This is a genomic window from Eoetvoesiella caeni (assembly GCF_003315175.1).
In the GTDB taxonomy this organism is placed as follows: Bacteria; Pseudomonadota; Gammaproteobacteria; order Burkholderiales; family Burkholderiaceae_B; genus Eoetvoesia; species Eoetvoesia caeni.
In genome coordinates, this window is sequence record NZ_QNRQ01000012.1 from 1 (window position 1) to 19,018 (window position 19,018).

17 protein-coding genes and 1 tRNA gene are annotated in these 19,018 nt (G+C 58.1%); 8 read left to right on the plus strand and 10 right to left on the minus strand.

Annotation, left to right across the window (positions count from 1 at the left end; genetic code table 11):
* Nucleotides 1-127 (plus strand): transposase (locus DFR37_RS17605; RefSeq protein WP_147251636.1); only part of this gene is annotated, 127 nt, incomplete at its 5' end.
* A 78-nt stretch (nt 128-205) separates the two neighbouring features.
* Here DFR37_RS17605 and DFR37_RS17610 read toward each other — a convergent pair.
* The 6 genes from DFR37_RS17610 to cysS all read right to left on the minus strand — a co-directional run bounded on the left by DFR37_RS17610 (nt 206) and on the right by cysS (nt 5,957).
* Nucleotides 206-298: transfer RNA gene (locus DFR37_RS17610), tRNA-Ser, on the minus strand.
* A gap of 65 nt (nt 299-363) precedes the next feature.
* On the minus strand, nt 364-1,635 hold the full coding sequence (locus tag DFR37_RS17615; RefSeq protein ID WP_113934502.1) for an aspartate kinase: 1,272 nt from the start codon (nt 1,633-1,635) through the stop codon (nt 364-366).
* A gap of 182 nt (nt 1,636-1,817) precedes the next feature.
* On the minus strand, nt 1,818-2,801 hold the full coding sequence (gene tilS / locus DFR37_RS17620; RefSeq protein ID WP_276330285.1) for a tRNA lysidine(34) synthetase TilS: 984 nt from the start codon (nt 2,799-2,801) through the stop codon (nt 1,818-1,820).
* Between the two features lie 46 nt (nt 2,802-2,847).
* Nucleotides 2,848-3,813 (minus strand): acetyl-CoA carboxylase carboxyltransferase subunit alpha, encoded by a 966-nt coding sequence (locus DFR37_RS17625; RefSeq protein ID WP_113934503.1) that lies wholly within the window; start codon nt 3,811-3,813, stop codon nt 2,848-2,850.
* A 37-nt stretch (nt 3,814-3,850) separates the two neighbouring features.
* Nucleotides 3,851-4,489, minus strand: coding sequence for a DNA-3-methyladenine glycosylase family protein (locus DFR37_RS17630; protein WP_113934598.1), 639 nt, complete (start codon nt 4,487-4,489; stop codon nt 3,851-3,853).
* Nucleotides 4,490-4,508: 19 nt separating this feature from the next.
* On the minus strand, nt 4,509-5,957 hold the full coding sequence (gene cysS / locus DFR37_RS17635; RefSeq protein WP_113934504.1) for a cysteine--tRNA ligase: 1,449 nt from the start codon (nt 5,955-5,957) through the stop codon (nt 4,509-4,511).
* Nucleotides 5,958-6,165: 208 nt separating this feature from the next.
* On the opposite strand from cysS, the gene DFR37_RS17640 reads away from it, so the two are divergent.
* The 3 genes from DFR37_RS17640 to DFR37_RS17650 all read left to right on the plus strand — a co-directional run bounded on the left by DFR37_RS17640 (nt 6,166) and on the right by DFR37_RS17650 (nt 8,275).
* Nucleotides 6,166-6,822 (plus strand): tetratricopeptide repeat protein, encoded by a 657-nt coding sequence (locus tag DFR37_RS17640; protein ID WP_379881389.1) that lies wholly within the window; start codon nt 6,166-6,168, stop codon nt 6,820-6,822.
* A gap of 186 nt (nt 6,823-7,008) precedes the next feature.
* The gene (locus tag DFR37_RS17645; RefSeq protein ID WP_180148066.1) at nt 7,009-7,518 is read left to right on the plus strand and encodes a peptidylprolyl isomerase; all 510 of its coding nucleotides are present in this window, start codon (nt 7,009-7,011) and stop codon (nt 7,516-7,518) included.
* Nucleotides 7,511-8,275, plus strand: coding sequence for a UDP-2,3-diacylglucosamine diphosphatase (locus DFR37_RS17650; RefSeq protein ID WP_113934507.1), 765 nt, complete (start codon nt 7,511-7,513; stop codon nt 8,273-8,275). The genes DFR37_RS17645 and DFR37_RS17650 overlap by 8 nt, the downstream gene beginning before the upstream one ends.
* On the opposite strand, the gene DFR37_RS17655 is transcribed toward DFR37_RS17650, so the two are convergent.
* The 3 genes from DFR37_RS17655 to DFR37_RS17665 form a co-directional block, all read right to left on the minus strand.
* A complete protein-coding gene (locus DFR37_RS17655; RefSeq protein WP_113934508.1) occupies nt 8,261-9,121 on the minus strand; it encodes an undecaprenyl-diphosphate phosphatase in 861 nt (286 codons plus the stop codon). The two genes, DFR37_RS17650 and DFR37_RS17655, sit on opposite strands and share 15 nt — an antisense overlap.
* Nucleotides 9,122-9,205: 84 nt before the next feature.
* A complete protein-coding gene (locus DFR37_RS17660) occupies nt 9,206-10,783 on the minus strand; it encodes a TerC family protein (protein ID WP_113934509.1) in 1,578 nt (525 codons plus the stop codon).
* Nucleotides 10,784-10,861: 78 nt separating this feature from the next.
* Nucleotides 10,862-11,650: an inositol monophosphatase family protein gene (locus tag DFR37_RS17665; protein WP_113934510.1), complete on the minus strand. Its 789-nt coding sequence runs from the start codon at nt 11,648-11,650 to the stop codon at nt 10,862-10,864.
* Nucleotides 11,651-11,775: 125 nt separating this feature from the next.
* Here DFR37_RS17665 and DFR37_RS17670 point away from each other — a divergent pair, with 125 nt between their 5' ends.
* Nucleotides 11,776-12,570 (plus strand): RNA methyltransferase, encoded by a 795-nt coding sequence (locus DFR37_RS17670; protein ID WP_113934511.1) that lies wholly within the window; start codon nt 11,776-11,778, stop codon nt 12,568-12,570.
* A 1-nt stretch (nt 12,571) separates the two neighbouring features.
* Here DFR37_RS17670 and DFR37_RS17675 read toward each other — a convergent pair whose 3' ends face one another.
* On the minus strand, nt 12,572-13,405 hold the full coding sequence (locus DFR37_RS17675; RefSeq protein ID WP_113934512.1) for a mechanosensitive ion channel family protein: 834 nt from the start codon (nt 13,403-13,405) through the stop codon (nt 12,572-12,574).
* Nucleotides 13,406-13,812: 407 nt separating this feature from the next.
* On the opposite strand from DFR37_RS17675, the gene DFR37_RS17680 reads away from it, so the two are divergent.
* The 3 genes from DFR37_RS17680 (at nt 13,813) to DFR37_RS17690 (ending at nt 19,012) form a co-directional block, all read left to right on the plus strand.
* Complete coding sequence (locus tag DFR37_RS17680) at nt 13,813-16,737, plus strand: bifunctional diguanylate cyclase/phosphodiesterase (RefSeq protein ID WP_113934513.1); 2,925 nt, start codon at nt 13,813-13,815, stop codon at nt 16,735-16,737.
* A 508-nt stretch (nt 16,738-17,245) separates the two neighbouring features.
* Nucleotides 17,246-18,775 (plus strand): TolC family outer membrane protein, encoded by a 1,530-nt coding sequence (locus tag DFR37_RS17685; protein WP_242341861.1) that lies wholly within the window; start codon nt 17,246-17,248, stop codon nt 18,773-18,775.
* A 15-nt stretch (nt 18,776-18,790) separates the two neighbouring features.
* Complete coding sequence (locus tag DFR37_RS17690; protein ID WP_113934514.1) at nt 18,791-19,012, plus strand: hypothetical protein; 222 nt, start codon at nt 18,791-18,793, stop codon at nt 19,010-19,012.
* Nucleotides 19,013-19,018 lie beyond the last annotated feature (6 nt).

Genomic DNA, 19,018 nt, shown 5'->3' on the forward strand with positions numbered 1-19,018 from the left:
CACGGAGGGTTTCCATACGAAGATGGAAATGATTTCACGCCGAGCGTTTGGCTTTAGGAACTTTGAGAATTACCGCATGCGGGTCTTGGCCCTGTACGGTTGGAACGGGGTGATTAACCGAGTGTGATGAGTGCCCGTCCCCTCTTTACGGGGTAGAGCCAAAAAAAAGCCCTGTGAATATACAGGGCTTTCTCTTAATAACTACTGGCGGAGACGGAGGGATTCGAACCCTCGATGCGGGTATAAGCCGCATGCTCCCTTAGCAGGGGAGTACCTTCAACCACTCGGCCACGTCTCCGAATAAGTCCGCTATTCTAACACAAGAAAAATTTGTGTAAAAAAGCGGGCTTACGCTTTAAGCGTTTACGGCTGGGGGCGCTGGCTCTGGTCCTGATCCAGGCCGAAGGCCTTGTGCAGGGCGCGTACGGCCAGTTCCATGTACTTGTCGTTGATGACGACCGAGGTCTTGATTTCGCTGGTGCTGATCATCTGGATGTTGATGCCCTCTTCGCTTAGCGTGCGGAACATCAGGCTGGCAACGCCCACATGGCTGCGCATGCCGATGCCCACAATCGATACCTTGCAGACTTTTTCGTCGGAGACGATTTCGCGGGCGCAGACGGCCGGTGCGACTTGCGTTTTAAGCAGGTCCAGCGTGCGGGCGAAGTCGTTGCGGTTGACGGTGAACGAAAAATCGGTCGTGCCTTCTACGGAGACGTTCTGCAAAATCATGTCAACATCGATGTTGGCGGCGGCAACCGGGCCAAGAATCGAGTACGCGACTCCGGGGGTGTCTGGAACAGCTCGCAACGTAATCTTTGCTTCGTCACGGCTGAAGGCGATGCCCGATACGACGGCGGCTTCCATTTTTTTATCTTCCTCGAAAGTAATTAAGGTGCCCGAAGTCATTTCCTCTTCAAGCGGCAGTAAAGGATCGGTCAACGACGACAGGACACGCAAGGGCACACGGTATTTTCCAGCAAACTCGACCGAGCGTATTTGCAGGATTTTTGAACCCAGCGATGCCATTTCCAGCATTTCCTCGAACGACACCACCGTCATGCGGCGGGCTTCGGGAACAACTCGCGGATCGGTCGTGTAAACACCGTCGACATCGGTATAGATGAGGCACTCATCCGCCTTGATGGCGGTTGCCACAGCCACGGCCGACGTGTCCGAGCCGCCGCGGCCCAGGGTAGTGATGTTGCCCTCTTCGTCTATGCCCTGAAAGCCCGTGACGATAACTACGCGGCCCTGGTCGAGGTCGGTGCGGATGCGAACGTCGTCGATGGATTTGATGCGCGCCTTGGTAAAGGACGAATCGGTTTTAACCGGGACCTGCCAGCCGGTATAGCTGCGCGCAGGCACGCCTTGCGAAAGCAAGGCCATGGCCAGCAGCGCGCTGCTGGCTTGTTCGCCGGTTGCGGCCAGCATATCCAGCTCGCGGCCGTCAGGCTGGGAATTGATTTCTTTGGCCAAACCCAGAAGGCGGTTGGTTTCTCCGGACATGGCGGACGGAACCACAACCACCTGGTGACCGGCAGCATGCCATTTGGCGACGCGGCGCGCGACATTCTGGATACGCTCTACCGAGCCCATCGACGTGCCACCGTATTTGTGAACAATCAGGGACATCTTTTAACTCTGAGTCAAAGGGAACACCATGATTTCGACTAAAGCTGCCGAAACCATGGACAAAGCGCCTGCCGGGTCGGCAGACAAAACGTTATATTCTAGCGGTTTTCGGAAATAAAGTTTTTCAGGGCGCTGGCTAAAAGCCAATAAAGAAGAACTCCAACCCCATGGCCTGCGGCCATTCAGGCCGGCGGCCGGGCGCGGTCCAGCAATACGCGGCCCCTGACGCAGCAAATGAAAACATCCCCGTGCTTGACCCGCATCTGGCGATCATGCCCTTGCGCATGCAGCCCCCGCAACTGGCGCATGATGTCGTTCAGCCGGGCTTCGGTGGGCATGCGCAATCCCGCCAACGACAGCCAATAACGTAAAGCCAGGGCCTGGCGCGCGGGCGAAAGCCTGCGCCAGCACTCCAGGGAAAAACTGCGGCCGCCGGCCTGCAGCTCCAGCCCCTGAAAATCCTGCGCCGCCACTTCGTCCAACACTTGCGCAACTTCACCGCTTAAACGCGCATGGCGCGCAAGATTCCCGCGCCAGCCTGGCCAACGGGCGTCAAGCTCAGGAGCAAGACGCTCGCGCACGGCGGCACGAGTATATTTGTCGTCGTTATTGGTGGGGTCTTGCACGGCCTGCCAGCCGGATTGCTCGTAAAAAACGCCGGCCTGCTCAAGAATGGCCGCGCGCTCTACGTCCAGCCAGGGCCGCAAATAAACCAGGCCGTCGCGCTCGGCAACCGGCGCCATAGCTGCAAGGCCTGTCGGGCCCGCTCCCCTGAGTAAACGCAACAAGACGGTTTCGGCCTGATCATTGCGGTGATGCGCCAGCAACACATGCCTGGCGCCCACCATGCCGGCAAGCTGAGCCAAGCCCCTATACCGCGCATCGCGCGCCGCCGCTTCGATGCCGTCGCCGGCAGTAGGCCCCACCTGCACACGCAAACTATGGCATGGCACGCCCAGCAAATGGGCAAGGTCGTGAGTGCGCGCCCGCCATTGTTCGGCTGCGTGCTGCAGGCCGTGATGAATGTGCAAAAAATGCAGGGGCAGCGCCTTCCGGCGAGCATACATGGCGGCATGCACCGCCATCATGGCTGAATCGGCACCGCCGCTAAGCGCCACGGCCAGCACGCCTGGCGGCTCGGAAACCTGCGCCACGGCGCGGGCGATGGCGTGGATCAGCTCGGCCGACCCAAACTCTTGCCCGGACGGAAAATTAAACACGAACCTCTTGGAAGCGGCCGTAGGACATCAGCCGCGCCAGGCGATGCTCGATGAGCTGTTCGGCGTTCATGCCGGACACTTGGCGCAATGAGTCGGATAAAGCCCGGCCAAGCTGGCGCGCCATGGTGACTGGATCGCGATGCGCACCGCCCACGGGCTCGTTGACAATGCGGTCGATCAGTTCCAGTTCTTTAAGGCGCGGCGCCGTAATGGCCAGCGCCTCGGCCGCCACAGGCGCCTTATCGGCGCTACGCCATAGAATGGACGCGCAGCCTTCGGGCGAAATGACGGCGTAGGTGGAGTACTGCAGCATCATGACGACATCGCCAATGGCAATGGCCAGTGCACCGCCCGAGCCGCCTTCGCCGATGATGGTGGAAATTATGGGCACTTTCAGTTCGGCCATCGCGTACAGATTATGGCCGATGGCCTCGGACTGGCCACGCTCTTCGGCACCGACGCCCGGATAAGCGCCCGGAGTGTCCACGAAGGTGAAAACCGGCATGCCGAATTTTTCGGCCAAGCGCATCAGGCGCAAGGCCTTGCGATAGCCTTCCGGGCGCGGCATGCCGAAGTTACGCATGGCCCGCTCTTTGGTGTCGCGCCCTTTTTGATGCCCGATAACCATGCAAGGCGCGCCATTGAAGCGCGCCATGCCGCCTACGATGGACAGGTCGTCCGCATACATGCGGTCGCCGTGCAACTCATGGAAATCGGTAAATATTTCACGTACATAGTCCAGGGTGTACGGACGCTGCGGATGGCGGGCCACCAGGGCGGTTTGCCAGGGCGTAAGCTTAGCGTAGATGTTCTTGGCCAAGGTCTGGCTTTTTTGCTGCAAGCGGCTTACTTCGTCGGAGATATCAACCGCAGAATCAGCCTGTACAAAGCGTAACTGCTCGATCTTGTTTTCAAGCTCGGCCATTGGTTGTTCGAATTCGAGGAAGGTATTACGCATAAGTGTGCTTGTTTTCCGGAAAAATAGGTGCTCGTTTTCAGTTCTGATGCGCCAGGACATCGAGGCTGCGCCACAGGTACCAAGTAGCCACGGTGCGCCATGGCGCCCACGCCTGCGCAACCTCGCGGGCTTCAAAGCGTGAAACGGGCTCGCCGCTGAAGTAGTGTAACGAAATTGCCTTTAACAGGCTGGCATCATCCAAAGGCAACACATCGGGGCGCCTGAGGCTGAAGATCAAAAACATTTCGGCGGTCCAGCGGCCAATACCGCGAATCGCGCATAAATCGGCCACTACGGCCTCGTCGTCCATGCTGGCCCAGGTAGCCGGCCGCACTTTCTTCTCGGCAAAGTGCACGGCCAAATCCAGGACATATTCGGTCTTTCGCTTGGACAGGCCGGCGGCTCGGAGTTCGTCGCCCGACACTTTCAAGACCGAACCCGGCGTGGGTTTGCGCCCGCATTTGTCTGTAAAGCGCTGCCACAGGGATTCTGCCGAAGCTATCGTGACCTGCTGGCCGATGATCGCCCTGGCCAACGTCATGAACGGCGTCGCCGACGCACTCAAAGCCTCGGAGCCATGTAGGGGAATCAGTTTTCTCAGGATGCGGTCGCGCCGCATGAGCTGGGCGGATGCCTCGTCCCAAAAATGAGGTTTTTCATCGGCGGCGATAATCATTTCTGTCATAGCCCGGGCCTCACGCGCGGCGCCATTGGGTTACGCCACCTGGCTTGTCCTCGAGCTCTATGCCGGCATCGCGCAATTGCACGCGGATGGCATCGGCCTGGTCAAAGCTGCGGGCCTTTTTCGCTTCGGAACGCGCGGCGATTAATTCAAGGATGACATCGTCCGACAAGTGCTCGGCCGGCGCGTCCAGGCCCAGATAGCGGCTGGACGACTGCAGATAGCGTCCTGGGTCGGCTTGCAGCAGCCCCAGGACGCCGCCCAAGGCCTTGAGCAGGCCCGAAGTACGGGCCGACGAATTGCGATTGGCCTGCGAAGAAAGCTCGAACAGAACCGCAACCGCTTCCGGCGTATTGAAGTCGTCATCCATGGCCTGGCGAAACGCCTGGGCCTCGGGCAGGGTCCAATCTATTTCAACCAGCGCCGGCGGCACATTGTTGAGGGTATGGTACAGGCGATCCAGGGCATTTTGGGCGTCGCGCAGATTGTCGGGCGCGTAATTCTGGATGCTGCGATAGTGGTTGCGCACAATAAAAAAGCGCAGCATTTCGGCTTCTCGGGGGTTTGCCGCGTACTGAGCCGAGCCCGGGGCAAGTGTTGCCGAATCGGCGACCGTGTCGCGGATCGTACGGAAATTGCCCAGGGACTTCGACATTTTGTCGGCGTCAACCATAAGCGGGCCGCAATGCATCCAGACATTGGCCAGCGCCCCGCCGAAAGCGCCTTCGGTTTGAGCGATCTCGTTCTCGTGATGCGGGAATTTAAGGTCGGGACCGCCGCCGTGAATGTCCAGCGGCAAGCCAAGCAGCGATTTGCTCATGGCCGAGCATTCAATATGCCAGCCGGGGCGGCCAAGACCGTAAGGAGATTCCCATTTGGATTCGGCCGGTTCGTCGGCCTTGGCCGATTTCCATAAAACGAAGTCCAGAGGGTCGCGCTTGCCCGACGAGACCGCCACGCGCTCGCCGGCGCGCAAGTCGTCCAGCGTCTTGCCGGACAGCTTGCCGTAGCCCTTGAAACCGCGCACCGCATAATTCACATCGCCGTCGTCCGACTGGTAAGCCAGCCCTTTTTCTTCAAGGAGTTCGATAATGCCCAGCATTTCTCCGACATGCTGAGTTGCGCGCGGCTCGTAATCGGGCGATTCGACGTTAAGCGCAAGTTCGTCGGCGTGCATGGCTTCGATATAGAACGATGTGACTTCGCCCAGGGTGCGATTGGACTCTACCGCGCGGCGAATGATTTTGTCGTCGATATCCGTAATATTGCGCACATAGCTAAGCTGATAGCCGCTGGCCCTTAACCAGCGCTGCACTACATCGAAACCCACCAGCATGCGCGCATGGCCCAGATGACAAAAATCATAAACTGTCATGCCGCAAACATACATGCGAACGCGTCCCGGCTCTACAGGAGTAAATGGCTCTTTGCTACGGGACAAGGTGTTATAAATGTGCAGCATGTGCAATAAAAATTCTCTGTGTATCTACGATATGGGGCAATGCCCGGCGTAATTCGAAACCACGGCGAACGCGCCCAAAAACCCAACCGAGGCTAAAATGGTGGTCGATTAGTATAGCAAGTAGGCGAAAATAATAGCGTCATGCGGCTAAACTTAAGGATTGCCAGGGCAAGATTCAGCCTGTTGCGTATCCGCCATCTCTTTACCGATAAGGTGTAAACCTGTGTTTCGAAACTTTTGCACTCCTCTTCTAGCGATAGCCCTGTTGGCCGGCGGCTTGGGCGCACCTGCGGCTTTCGCACAGGACAAGCTGTTTAATGATCCTCCCCCAAAAGACGGCGGATGGCAAGGCCTGGCAAATCTGCTCGAAGCGCTCGCCCCCGGTGCCGACACCACAGAACCGCTTACCCCTTCGCAAATTACCGACCGCATCGCCTCGATGCTCGACCAGGGCAGAAGCCAGGAAGCCCTGGACATTATCGAAAAGCGCATGGCGCAGCGGCAAACCGAAGGCGCCATCGGCACTGATGTGCAACTGCTGTTTTTGAAAGCACGCGCCCTGGCGGCATTGGATCGCCGCAACGATGCCATTGACGTCTACCGGAACATGACCACCTTATACCCAGAGCTGCCCGAACCCTGGAACAACCTGGCTTCGGAATATATCAAGCAAGGCAAGCTGGAAATGGCCCGCGACGCATTGGCCATGGCGCTGACCGCCGACCCCAACTACGCAACCGCCAAGGCCAATATGGGTCGGGTCCAGCTAATGCTGGCCGAGCAATCGTTCAATAGCGCTGCGGCCCAAGGCATTGGCAGCGCCCGTGCCAGCGCGGAAAAAACCAAGGCCATTTTGCAACCCTAAGCCGCAAGCATCCACACCTTCAACCCTCGCAACCAGAATCCACAAAACACTATGTTTTCGTTTATTTCCCGCGTCTTGAGCCCCTCGGCACGCATCCTTGGCCTGCTTTGCGCAGCGACTCTATGCCTGAATCCGGGCAGCGCAGCATTTGCAGCCTCTTCAACTACAACACAAGGCAACTCCGTCATGAGCACAACTCCCCGCGTCAAGCTACAAACCAATTTCGGCGACATCATCATCGAGCTGAACCAGGAAAAAGCCCCCAAAACTGTTGAAAACTTTCTTAAATACACCCAGGAAGGATTTTTCGACGGAACAATTTTCCATCGTGTCATCAACAACTTCATGATCCAGGGCGGCGGCTTCGACGCCGGCATGAAGCAAAAGACCACCCACGACCCCATCGAAAACGAAGCCAACAACGGCTTGAAGAACGACAAATACACATTGGCCATGGCGCGCACCAGCGACCCGCACTCGGCCACGGCGCAGTTTTTCATCAACGTCGGCAACAACGACTTCCTTAACTTTACCGCGCCAACCTCCAATGGCTGGGGCTATGCGGTTTTCGGCAAAGTGGTCGAAGGCACTGAAATCGTCGACAAGATCAAAGAAGTCAAAACGGGCAACAAAGGCTTCCACCAAGATGTGCCGGTAGAAGATGTCGTCATCGAAAAAGCAACGGTCATTGAATAAGATTGCCCTGCCGGGCACTGTCTGGCTGGCCTCGGATATTCATCTGGGGCCGCAGGCACCCAATACCCAGAACGCATTCCATGCTTTTCTGGAACAAGCGGCCAGGCAAGCTGACGCCCTGGTGTTATGCGGCGACATTTTCGATGCATGGGTCGGCGACGACATGGCAATCGATGCGCCGCCGCCCTGGCTTGCCGCCTCTATCGAAAAACTACGCCAAACCGCCAGCGCCATACCTTTATGGCTGGGCCGGGGCAATCGGGACTTCCTGATCGGGCCTCGCCTGGCGCAGCATCTGGGCGCGCACTTGCTACCCGACGCGCTTTGCCTGCAAACCGACGCCGGCGACATCTTATTGAGCCATGGCGACGAATACTGCATCGACGATGCCGGCTACCAACGTTTCCGGCGCATCGTCCGCACCCCGTGGGTGCAGCGCCTATACTTATCGCTAAGCCTGGCGCGGCGCACGCGCATAGCTGATTGCGCACGCCGGCGCAGCATGGCCTCGAACCAGCGCAAAGCCACGGAAATCATGGATGTCGCGCAACGCAGCATCGAGCAGGCATTCCGGCAAACTTCGCTGGCCCTCATGGTTCACGGCCACACGCACCGCCCCGGAAAGCACCTGCTTCAAGTGGACGGGCGGGCATGCACCCGCTACGTCTTGCCCGACTGGGACTACGACCACGGCCAGCCCGCCCGGGGCGGCTGGATGGCCATAGACCGCAACGGCATTACGCTACATCGCGCCTGAGCGCCACAGCCACAGCAAGACTACCAGGCCCAGGGCAATGCGATACCAGGCAAAAGGCCTGTAGGTATAGCGGGAAATAAACGTCAGCAAGGCTCGAACCACCAGCAGCGCCGACAAAAACGCGGCGATGAAGCCCACGATAATGGCAACGGAAACATCCGGCGATATGCCTACGCCGTTCTTATAAAGATCGTAGGCCGTCGCCGCCAGCATGGTCGGCATGGCAAGGAAAAACGAAAACTCGGTGGCTGTCTTGCGGTGTATGCCGGCCAGCATGCCGCTGATAATGGTCGCGCCCGAACGCGAGGTGCCCGGCACCATGGCCAGGCATTGGGCAAAACCCACGGCCAACGCCTGCCTCCAGGAAATCTCTTCAAGCGTGCGGGCCGACACGTGTTCGGATGCCGCGGTTTCGTTCGAAGCGTTCTTGGCAAAGTGCGGCTTGCGTTCGACCCACAGCATGATCAAGCCGCCAGCGATAAGCGTTACCACGAAAACGATTGGATGATGAAACAGCATTTTGATGTATTTGATGGTCAGCGCACCGATTACCGCGGCAGGCAAAAACGCGATGATCAGGTTCCGGGTAAACAGGACTTCGCTGCGCACCCCAGTGAATGTTCCATGTACGAGCTGCCACAGACGGCTGCGAAACACCCACATTACTGCCAGTATGGATCCAAACTGGATCACGACTTCAAAAACCTTGGCATTGCCCGAATCGAAACCTATCCAGTCGCCCACCAATAACAAATGGGCCGTGCTGGAAATAGGCAGGAACTCGGTAATACCCTCGATCAGTCCGAGGAATACGGCCTTGATGAAAAACAACATGCTGTCTGTCATAAACACTCGCGGCAAAACAAAAAAGTCCGTAAACCGGACGAAATTCCGCCCCAAAGACCACGCGCTGTCGCGGACGGTCGAGGCTTACGCCGCGCCGGCCTCTTCGTCGCTGGGCAATATTGGGGTGCACTCTATCTGAACCGCGGCAATGCGCCGCCCGTCCAGACGCAAAACTTTAAACTCATATATCGCGTGGGGCTGTTTCAGTTCGCAACTATCGCCCGGCGCCGGCAAATGGCCGAAGCGCTCAAGCAAGAAGCCCGCCAAAGTCGAATAACCCTCTTCGTCATCGACCAGCCCTTCGGTATGCAGCACCTGCTCCAGGTGATGCAAGTCCGCCGCCCCATCCACGCGCCAATGGCGTTCGTCCTGTTGAACGATGTCGGGGCTTTCGTCCTCGTCGGGAAACTCCCCCGCGATGGCTTCGAACACATCGATGGGCGTCACCACCCCTTCAATTGCGCCGAACTCGTTGGTCACAAGCACCAACTGCCCGCGCGCGCGCTTGAGCGTCTCCATGACGCGCAAAATACCAATGGACTCGTGCACGATAATGGGATCGCGCAGGCGCGACAAGCGCACGCTGCCATGAGAAATCAGGTCGGCCACCATTTCTTTGGCTCGCCCTATGCCTATGACCTCGTCCAGCGACCCCCTGCATACCGGGAAGAAACTGTGCGGCGTCTTGATGATTTGCTGGCGCAGCACGTCCGCGTCGTCATCCAGATTCACCCACGAAACATCGTTGCGCGGTGTCATGATGGAATTGATGCTGCGGTCGGCCAGTGTCAGGACGCCGCTGACCATATTGCGCTCTTCGTCCCGAAACACCTGGGCCAGCGTGCCGTCGTCCATAGCTTCGTTTTGCTCGGGTCCAACCAAGGGACGCTTGCCCAGCATGCGCATCACCCCTTCCGCAGTACGTTCGCGCAAGGGCCGCCGCGCTTCAGCGCGCCGCAAATTGCGGCGTGCCACCTGGTTCAGGGATTCAATCAGCACCGAAAACCCGATGGCCGCATACAGATAGCCCTTGGGCACGGCAAAGCCGAAGCCTTCGGCAACCAGCGAAAAACCGATAGTCAGCAAGAAGCCAAGGCACAGCACAACGACGGTCGGATGCGCGTTGACAAAGATCGTCAATGGCTTGGAGGCAAACAGCATGATGCCCATGGCCAGCACAACGGCCGTCATCATTATGGCCAGATGGTCGACCATGCCGACCGCTGTGATCACCGCGTCGATCGAAAAGATCGCATCCAGCACCACAATCTGCGTCACGATAACGCCAAAGCCGGCATGCAGGCGCGCGCCGGATGCGTTCTGCACCCGCCCTTCAATCCGGTCGTGCAGTTCGATAGTGCCTTTAAGAAGCAGGAAAAATCCGCCGGCGATAAGAATCAGGTCGCGGCCCGAAAAGTCGAAGGGGCCCAACGATACCAGCGGTGCCGTCAGCTTGATAAGCCACGACATGACGGTAAGCATGGCCAGCCGCATCAATAGCGCCAGCGTCAGGCCCATTACCCTGGCCCGGTCGCGCTCTTTGGGCGGCAGCTTATCGACAAGAATTGCAATAAAGATAAGATTGTCGATGCCCAGGACAATCTCGAGAACGATTAGTGTGAGTAAACCGACCCATGCGGATGGGTCCAGCAACCACTCCATCAGGAGGCTCCGTTATTGATTAGGATAAGCATAGCTCAGAAGCAGCGGGAAACATGCGCGGCATCAGGGCTTTGGGCATCAGGCCTGCAAATGTCCCAGCATCTGGGTAAATATTTTAGGAGTCGCAGCAAGCACGCTGCCCGATTTCATCCAGGCTTGCTCGCCCTCGAAGTCGCTGACCAGACCGCCGGCCTCCAGGACCAGAAGGCTACCAGCCGCCAGATCCCAGGGCTTCAGGTTGACCCCGCAAAAACCGTCGACACGCCCGCAAGCCACATAGGCCAGGTCCAGGACTGTAGAGCCTATGCGCCGTACGCTGGCGCATTCGCCCAGCATGCTCGAAAACTTCGACGAGGCAGCGCCGCTGGCCGATCCGGGTACATGAGCGCCGACCAGCGCATCGTACATGCGGGTCTGGCCTGAAACGCGGATACGGCGGTCGTTTAGGAAGGCACCGCCGCCACGGCTGGCGGTAAACAGCTCGTTGCGAGTGGTATCGTAAATGACGGCCTGCGTTATCTGCCCGCGATGCGCCAGCGCAATCGAGACGGCATAGATGGGAAAGCCATGAATGAAGTTGGTCGTGCCATCAAGAGGGTCGATGATCCACTGGTATTCGGCCTGGCTGTCCAGCACCTGGCCCTGGGCAAGATGTTCGCCCGATTCCTCGGCCAGGAATCCATGGTCGGGATAAGCGGTGCGTAAAATATCGATGATCGCGGCTTCGACCGCCTGATCGACTTCAGTGACGTAATCCTTGGGTCCCTTGCGTGCTACTTGAATGCGTTCCAGATCAAGACTGGCCCGGTTGATAATCGTGCCGGCACGGCGGGCCGCCTTGATGGCGGTATTGAGCATCGGGTGCATAAGATTCCGTATAAAACAAGAAAGTGCTTGCAAAGAGCTTGGGCGCAGCACGAAAACAGCCGCCTGCGGCGCAATCCGCTAACACGTAAACTTCCTATTTTAAATGACATGAGCGCATTCTCTAAATGACCCACATAATCCCCCCAAAAACGGCTCATGTTTTCTCTCGCGTCCGCTTCATCATGGTGCAACCCAGCCACCCCGGAAATGTCGGTGCCGCGGCGCGGGCCATCAAGACCATGGGCTTTCACGATCTTTGCCTGGTGGCGCCCCGCTACCCTGATATTTGCGAACTTCCCGAGGCTCACGCCCTGGCCAGCGGCGCGGGCGACGTGCTGAGCGCCGCCGCCCTGGTCGGCACCCTGGAAGAAGCGCTGGCCCCCGTAACGCTTGCCTTTGCCCTGACGGCGCGGGCGCGCGACCTGGGGCCGCCGCCTTGCGACATACGCCAGGCGGCGGCCGCCAGCCGGCAACACCTTGGCGCCCACGAAAATGGTCAAGTTGCCATTGTGCTGGGTACGGAAAGATCGGGACTGACCAACGAAGACATCGCCCGCTGCCAACGCATCTGCCATATTCCGGCCAATCCGGACTATAGCTCGCTGAACGTGGCCCAAGCCCTGCAACTGGCGGCATGGGAATTGCGCTACGCCCTGGCGGTCGAGACCGGACTGCCGCTGCTGCCTTCCACAGACAAAGCCTCGCAACAGGCGGGCAGCGAACCCGCAGCCAACGACAAAGTACAAGCCTTCTTGGCGCACTGGGAACAAGCTTTGGTGGCCATCCAGTTTCTTGATCCGCGGCATCCCAAAAAGCTGATGCCGCGCATGCAACACCTGTTTGCGCGCAGCGAACTAAGCCAGGACGAAGTCGACATGCTGCGCGGCGTTTGCACTGCCATGATCAAGGCGTGTCGATAGCTCAAGCGGCTTTGTCGGCCGCCGCCTGGCGTACTTCCTGCAGGGGAATGGGCGGGCGCATACCGGCACGCTGCAATACGTCCAGGGCCGTCCGGTACAAGTCAGAGCTCAGGTCCGCATAGTTTCCCGCCAAGGCCCAGACGCGAACGTTGACCGTGGCGGTACTGTCGCCATAGCGGCAGACCATGACTTGCGGCTTGGGGTCGGACAAGGCCAGTTTATTGGCCGCTATCATTTTCTCGAGCTCGGCAATGGCCTTTTCCACGTCGTCGCCATAACGCACGCTGACCTCGAAATCCAGGCGGCGCGTGGCGTTGCGGCTGTAATTGACGATGGGGTTGCCCCAGACCATGCTGTTCGGCAGCGTTATATAGGTTCCGTCGGCTTGCCTGAAGCGGCTGAGAAACAAGCCGACTTCCTCGACGCTGCCATCGGCCTTGCCCACCACGGACACCGACTCGCCGGCCCGCAGCGGACGCAACGCAAGCAACATGATGCCCGCCGCTATATTTTGCAACGTGCCCTGCAACGCCAGGCCGATGGCCAAGCCGGCTGCGCCAAGCATGGCAATGATGCTGGCAGTCTGCACTCCCAGGCGCGCCAACACGGCTATCAGCACGAAGATGCGGATCGACCACACCGTCAAGGCATAGGCCATGGGAACAACAGTCACGTCGATTCTGCTCGAACGCGCGGCCAGCTTGCGCACTGCTCGTCCGGCAAATGACGAAACCGACCAACCCAGCACGAAGATGACAGCGGCGATAATCAAGTTCGCGCCGACAAATTCCAGCACAGGCATCGCCGACACCAGCCTGCGATAAAATTCTTCCATATAAGCCTCTTCGCAAAACGACCTTCAATCGAAGTGTCATCATAATTCAGGCGGAGGCGACGGCTCAATTCCGACGAAGTTATCCCCCCGCGCTGTGGACAAGTCCGCTGACAACTTGCCAGATAACTTAAAAGTATCCGGCAAATCAAGAAGTTGTCATTGGCGCGTAAAAAGCGATCAATATTCCGTTCGCTTTATCCACAGAAATTGTGGACAATTACGGGGAAAACCATTTAACTATCCGAAATACGCCTTTAATAACAAACGATTACAGTCCTTGCATTAAAACAGCTCAGGCTCCGGCATGTCGTCCCGAGCTAAAGTTCTGTGCCGCTCCACCGTAAACCGTTAGTAGCAGTACGTGCCGCAATGTATCCAGGCCGTTATAATAAAGGGGAGGCCCGTTGATGCTATTGCAGTTCCGAAGCCTGGAAAGTATTTACACCCGCATGTTCATTGTCATATGCGCCGCTGTAATCCCGACTTTTCTTGGGCTGTGTTTTCATGTTTACCAGCAACACAACTATCTACTCGAGTACACAAAAAAAACAGCACTCAATTACGCCAGCCTGACGGCACACGATGAAAGCTGGCTATTCACCAGCACTCATCAAGCCTTGCGCATCATCGCCTCGACGAAAGCCGTCCAGCAGCGCAACTGGCCCGTATGCAACCAATTCCTCGAAAACCTACTCAAAAACCAGACCACCTACATTAATCTTGGTGTCGTTGGCGTGGACGGCGAAGCCCTGTGCGAAGGCACCCGCGCCCCGGAAATCCTGGGCTCCAATTTCGCCGACAGGGGTTATTTCCAGAAAGCGGTGGCTACGCGCGGCGCCGTGGTCGGCGACTACCAGGTCGGCCGCCTGACCAGGCGGCCCATGATCATGGTGGCCATGCCCTTGATCGACTCGCACCAAAACGTCCAGGGAGTTCTGTACGCGGCCTTGAACCTGGCCGCTATCACGCAAGGGCGCCACACCAGCCAATTCGCGCCCGATGCCCGCCTTAGCGTCCTGGACAGAAACGGCATTGTCCTGAACTCCGTTCCCCCAGACCCCGAAGCCATCGGCAAAAAATTCCAGGACGACAGCATCCTGGCCCATACGGCGGGAGACGGCAATTCCTCTGAAGTGCTCGAATATCCCGGCGGCTCAAAATGGCTGGTCAGCCATACGCATGCCGGGGTCGGCAACGACCCGAATGCGCTCACCATTATCTACCAGCAACCGCTGGATTCCGTATTGCAGGGCGTCAACAAAACTTTCTGGATAAGCGGCGCTATTTCGCTGACCTTGACGATACTTGCCTTGCTTATCGGGTGGGCCGGCATCCAGACACTGGTGGGCCGCAATGTACGTTGCCTTACCACCGCGGCAAAGCGGTTCGGCCAGCGCAAGTTCGACACTCATATCGGCAACGCCCTGACAGGCCTGGAGTTCAAGGAAATCGGCCGCCGCTTCGATGCCATGGCGCGAGAGCTGAGCAAACAGGAACGTCAGTGGGCGGTTTCCATGCAGCGCCAACAAGGCCAGAATCGCATCCTGCGCATGGTGGCTCAAAATACGCCGCTAACTGACATACTGAAAGAACTCACCCACTTTGCCGAAGAGCAGAACGACGGCGTCCTGGCATGCATTCTGCTGCTTGCACCCGACGGCCAGCACGTCGAATCGTGCATTGCTCCGAGCCTGCCTAAATCCTATCGTGAATCCCTGGTCAATCGCGTCATCGGACCCACGAATGGTTCCTGTGGCGCAGCCATGTACGAAAGCCGTGTCATTATCGACCACGACCTGCATACGTCGCCGCATTGGGACGAGCTTAAAGAATTTGCCCTTCAACATGACCTTAGAGCCTGCTGGTCTCATCCAATACTCTCGCCGGAAGGACGCGTGCTGGGAAGCGTGGGTCTGTATAGCCGGGCACCGCGCCGCCCCAGCCTGGAAGACCTGCAGTCCGGCCAGATGGCTGCTGAACTGGCCGCGGTGGCGTTGGAGCACAGCCGCCAGCGCCATGCCTTGCATTATCAGTCGCGTCACGATCTGTTGACCGGACTGTACAACCGCACGGTGCTGCTTGCCCATATCGCGCAAGCCATCAGCGACGCCCACGAGTCCAACGGACAAGTCACCATATTCATTCTGGACCTGGACGGCTTCAAAGAGATCAACGACACCCTGGGCCACGTGCTGGGCGACAATCTGCTCAAGCAAGTCAGTGAGCGCCTGCGCAATATTACCGGCTTCAACGCCGACATCGCCCGCACAGGCAGCAATGAATTCACCTTCCTGATTCGCGACAAAGACGCCGGAACCAGCATCCAGGACATAGTCGAATCCACGCTGGCCTTGATCAAGCAACCCTATTTGCTTGACGGCATCCAAGTGCAGATAAGCGCCAGCGCAGGCGTGGCACGCTTTCCCCAAGCCGGGCCCGACCCCAATGCCCTCACTCGCCTGGCCGACCAGGCCATGCGCCAAGCCAAGCTGGAAGGCAGCGGCTACAAACTTCACGACCCCGCACTGGCGGACACAGAGCCACAACGGCTGCTCATGCTTTCTTATTTGCGCAAAGCCCTGGCCGACGACGAGTTCATCCTGCACTATCAGCCCAAGCTAAGCCTGACCACCAACCGGATCATGGGATTCGAAGCCCTGCTGCGCTGGCAGAATCCCGTTCGCGGCCTGCTGCTGCCGTCCGAGTTCATACCGACGATGGAGCTTAGCGATCTGATCCACCCCGTTACCATCTGGGTCATCGAGAACGCCGTCAAGCAATGCAAAATCTGGCAGCAGGCGGGCTACTCCTTCATCATCGCTGCCAACATCTCGGCCCGCAATCTGCTGGATCAGCAATTGCCTGAAAAAATCGGCGCCATCCTGGCCCGCAATGACCTCGATGCAGGTTTCCTTGAACTGGAAATCACGGAAAGCTCTCTTATAGCCGACCCTGACCGCAGCTTCGACGTTCTTCGGCGCCTGCATGAAATTGGCGTCCAGCTTTCGATCGACGACTTCGGCACCGGCTATTCTTCGCTGGCCTATCTGCAAAAGCTTCCGGTGGACAGCCTTAAAATCGACCGTTCTTTTGTCATGGACTCCGGCCAAGGGCGCGAAGGACGATCGATAGTGGGGTCGATCATCGGCCTGGCCCACAACCTGCGGGTCAGCGTTACCGCCGAAGGCGTGGAAGACGAAGCCAGCCTGCAGCTATTGCGCGACCTGGGCTGCGACCACGCACAAGGATATTACATAAGCAGGCCGCTGCCTGTCGAAAACGTCTGTGCCTGGCTGGAGGACGCTGCCTGGGAGCCAGCCCAGCACGACTAACGTTCAAGTGGCATACCGGCAAAATCGCATCAGGCCACATGGGCTGCAAAGCCGTAGCCTATGGTCGGCAACACAGCTCGTAGATACAAAAAAGTCGCTGCTCCATTTAGTTAAAGCTGGAGAACTTCCGTCACATATGTTAAAACATCAAACTCTGCAAAGGCCGAGCGCTGCCCAATGCATATTGCCCAGCGCAATTTATGCATAATGCACCGGCTACGCGACACGCCCCATTGCAAGCCGAAACACCAAAGACGTACGGTCATGCTTCAAGAATACAGGCCAGAAGCCTGTAGCTCCGCCGTGCCATACAGCGAGTGCTGCCGCATGACCTGTAGTATTGCCTATAGTCGTTGCCCACCCCTGCGGGGCCGCTCAAGCAAGCCATCACAACGATATACGCAGTTGCAAAGAACGTTCCTCGCCGGGCCCGAGGCGCGCCGATCGTTGTTGCGCGCAAGGTACACAGCCCCCACTCTCCCGCTGCGCTTTCCCTCCTTTTTCCTTCATGTTTACTACCAAAGAACTGCCAGTGCCGCTTACTTGCCGCCTGACCCTGCTTGCTCTTGCCGCTGCCATGGCGGGTACCCCGCTATTCACGCAAACAGCCTGCGCACAAACTGCCAACACGCTACAGCAGACAGTGGAACGGACCGTACTTTCCAATCCCGAAATCCGGGCGCGCTTTCAGAATCTGCAAGCATCGCTGGAGGGCCAGAATGTCGTCAAAGGAGGCCTGCTGCCTCAGGTCGATTTACAAGGGCAGCTAGGGCATGAATGGCGCAGCCAGCCCGACTCGCCTTCGTATAACTGGAGTCGCCCTTCTTATTCCTTGCAATTGAAGCAGTTGCTGTTCGACGGATTCTCCACCAGCAACAACATCAAGCAGTTGGGTTTCGAAAAGCTATCCAACTATTATGAATTGCTGGCAACGACCGACAGCGTCGTGACCGAAGCCATCAGCGCCTACCTGAACGTAGAGCGATACCGGGCCATGATCCTGTTGGCCAAAGATAACTTCGCAATGCACGAACGCACGCTGAAACTTCTGCAAGAACGGCAAGAATCAGGAGTTGGCCGCGGCGTCGACCTGGAACAGGCCAACGCACGCCTTGCCCTGGCCCAATCCAACTTCATGACCGAGACAGGCAACCTGAACGATGTACTGCAGCGCTACCGCCGCATCGTCGGCGAGCCGGCGGCTGCCCAACTGACGGCCTCGCCATCAGTGGCGGCGCTGCTGCCCGCCAAGCCGGATGATTTCAGGCAGTCCCTGCTTGACAACCCCAGCATTTTGTCCAAGCAGGCACTGGTACAGGCGGCGCAGGCCGGCAAGGCTTCGGCCAGCGGGCGCTTCTCGCCCACCGTACAGTTACAGGCGTCCACCGGCACCGACCGGCAACTGCCCGACGATTCCTATCGCAATCAGCGCAGCACCAATGTCCAGGTCGTCCTGTCCTATAACCTATACCGCGGAGGCGCAGACTCGGCCAGAATGAGGCAGACGTCCGCACAATGGTATTCGGCGCGCGACGTCCGTGACTACACTTGCCGCAACGCGCAGCAAGAGTTGTCCACGACATGGAACAACATCATGCGCTTGCGCCAGCAAATGCCGTTTCTGCGCAAGCATGAACAAGCCATGATGAAAGTAGGGGTGGCAGCCGAACAGCAGTTCCAGATAGGTCAACGCACTTTGCTGGACCTGCTCGACAGCGCCAACGAACTCTTCGATGCACGCCGCGCCTTGCTCAACGGCCAATACGACCTGAAGCAGCTTGAATATCGGTGGCTTGCGCTGTCGCACCAAGTTCTGCCCGCCTTGGACTTGAGCAATACAAGGCAAGCCATCCCCGAAAACGCCAAGCTCGCCTTCCCCGAAGAAAGCCTGGCCAGTTGCCTGACGCCAACTCCCGACACCAGCAACCTCGAAGCGCTTTCGATTACCTACCACGAAGGCATGCTGCCTCCGACACTCAGTCCCCTTTCCAGTGCAACGCCAGCCGCCGCAGGGCGGAATCAAGCTGCCGCACGGTAACCTTTCGGAGCTTTCATGACACGAATCGAACTCAAGAAACACACTCTTTCCGAGCTGGACGTCGATTTCATCCGCGTCCTGGAAGACTTGATCGACGCACTCATAGCCAACGGCACTTTGCGCCTGACCGATTTGCCGCCTGAGGCCCTGAATAAGCTGCACCAGCGCAAACAAGCCCGTCAACAACTGCGCGATCCCCTGGACTTACTCGACGACAACGATGAATCTATCCTCTAACGCCCG

Bases quoted from the DNA above. Each gene is read 5' to 3' on its own strand.
- DFR37_RS17615 (WP_113934502.1), bottom strand. From the start codon at position 1,635: ATGTCCCTGATTGTTCACAAATACGGTGGCACGTCGATGGGCTCGGTA.
- DFR37_RS17625 (WP_113934503.1), bottom strand. From the start codon at position 3,813: ATGCGTAATACCTTCCTCGAATTCGAACAACCAATGGCCGAGCTTGAA.
- DFR37_RS17630 (WP_113934598.1), bottom strand. From the start codon at position 4,489: ATGATTATCGCCGCCGATGAAAAACCTCATTTTTGGGACGAGGCATCC.
- cysS (WP_113934504.1), bottom strand. From the start codon at position 5,957: ATGCTGCACATTTATAACACCTTGTCCCGTAGCAAAGAGCCATTTACT.
- DFR37_RS17645 (WP_180148066.1), top strand. From the start codon at position 7,009: ATGAGCACAACTCCCCGCGTCAAGCTACAAACCAATTTCGGCGACATC.
- DFR37_RS17655 (WP_113934508.1), bottom strand. From the start codon at position 9,121: ATGACAGACAGCATGTTGTTTTTCATCAAGGCCGTATTCCTCGGACTG.
- DFR37_RS17660 (WP_113934509.1), bottom strand. From the start codon at position 10,783: ATGGAGTGGTTGCTGGACCCATCCGCATGGGTCGGTTTACTCACACTA.
- DFR37_RS17665 (WP_113934510.1), bottom strand. From the start codon at position 11,650: ATGCACCCGATGCTCAATACCGCCATCAAGGCGGCCCGCCGTGCCGGC.
- DFR37_RS17670 (WP_113934511.1), top strand. From the start codon at position 11,776: ATGACCCACATAATCCCCCCAAAAACGGCTCATGTTTTCTCTCGCGTC.
- DFR37_RS17675 (WP_113934512.1), bottom strand. From the start codon at position 13,405: ATGGAAGAATTTTATCGCAGGCTGGTGTCGGCGATGCCTGTGCTGGAA.
- DFR37_RS17680 (WP_113934513.1), top strand. From the start codon at position 13,813: ATGCTATTGCAGTTCCGAAGCCTGGAAAGTATTTACACCCGCATGTTC.
- DFR37_RS17685 (WP_242341861.1), top strand. From the start codon at position 17,246: ATGTTTACTACCAAAGAACTGCCAGTGCCGCTTACTTGCCGCCTGACC.
- DFR37_RS17690 (WP_113934514.1), top strand. From the start codon at position 18,791: ATGACACGAATCGAACTCAAGAAACACACTCTTTCCGAGCTGGACGTC.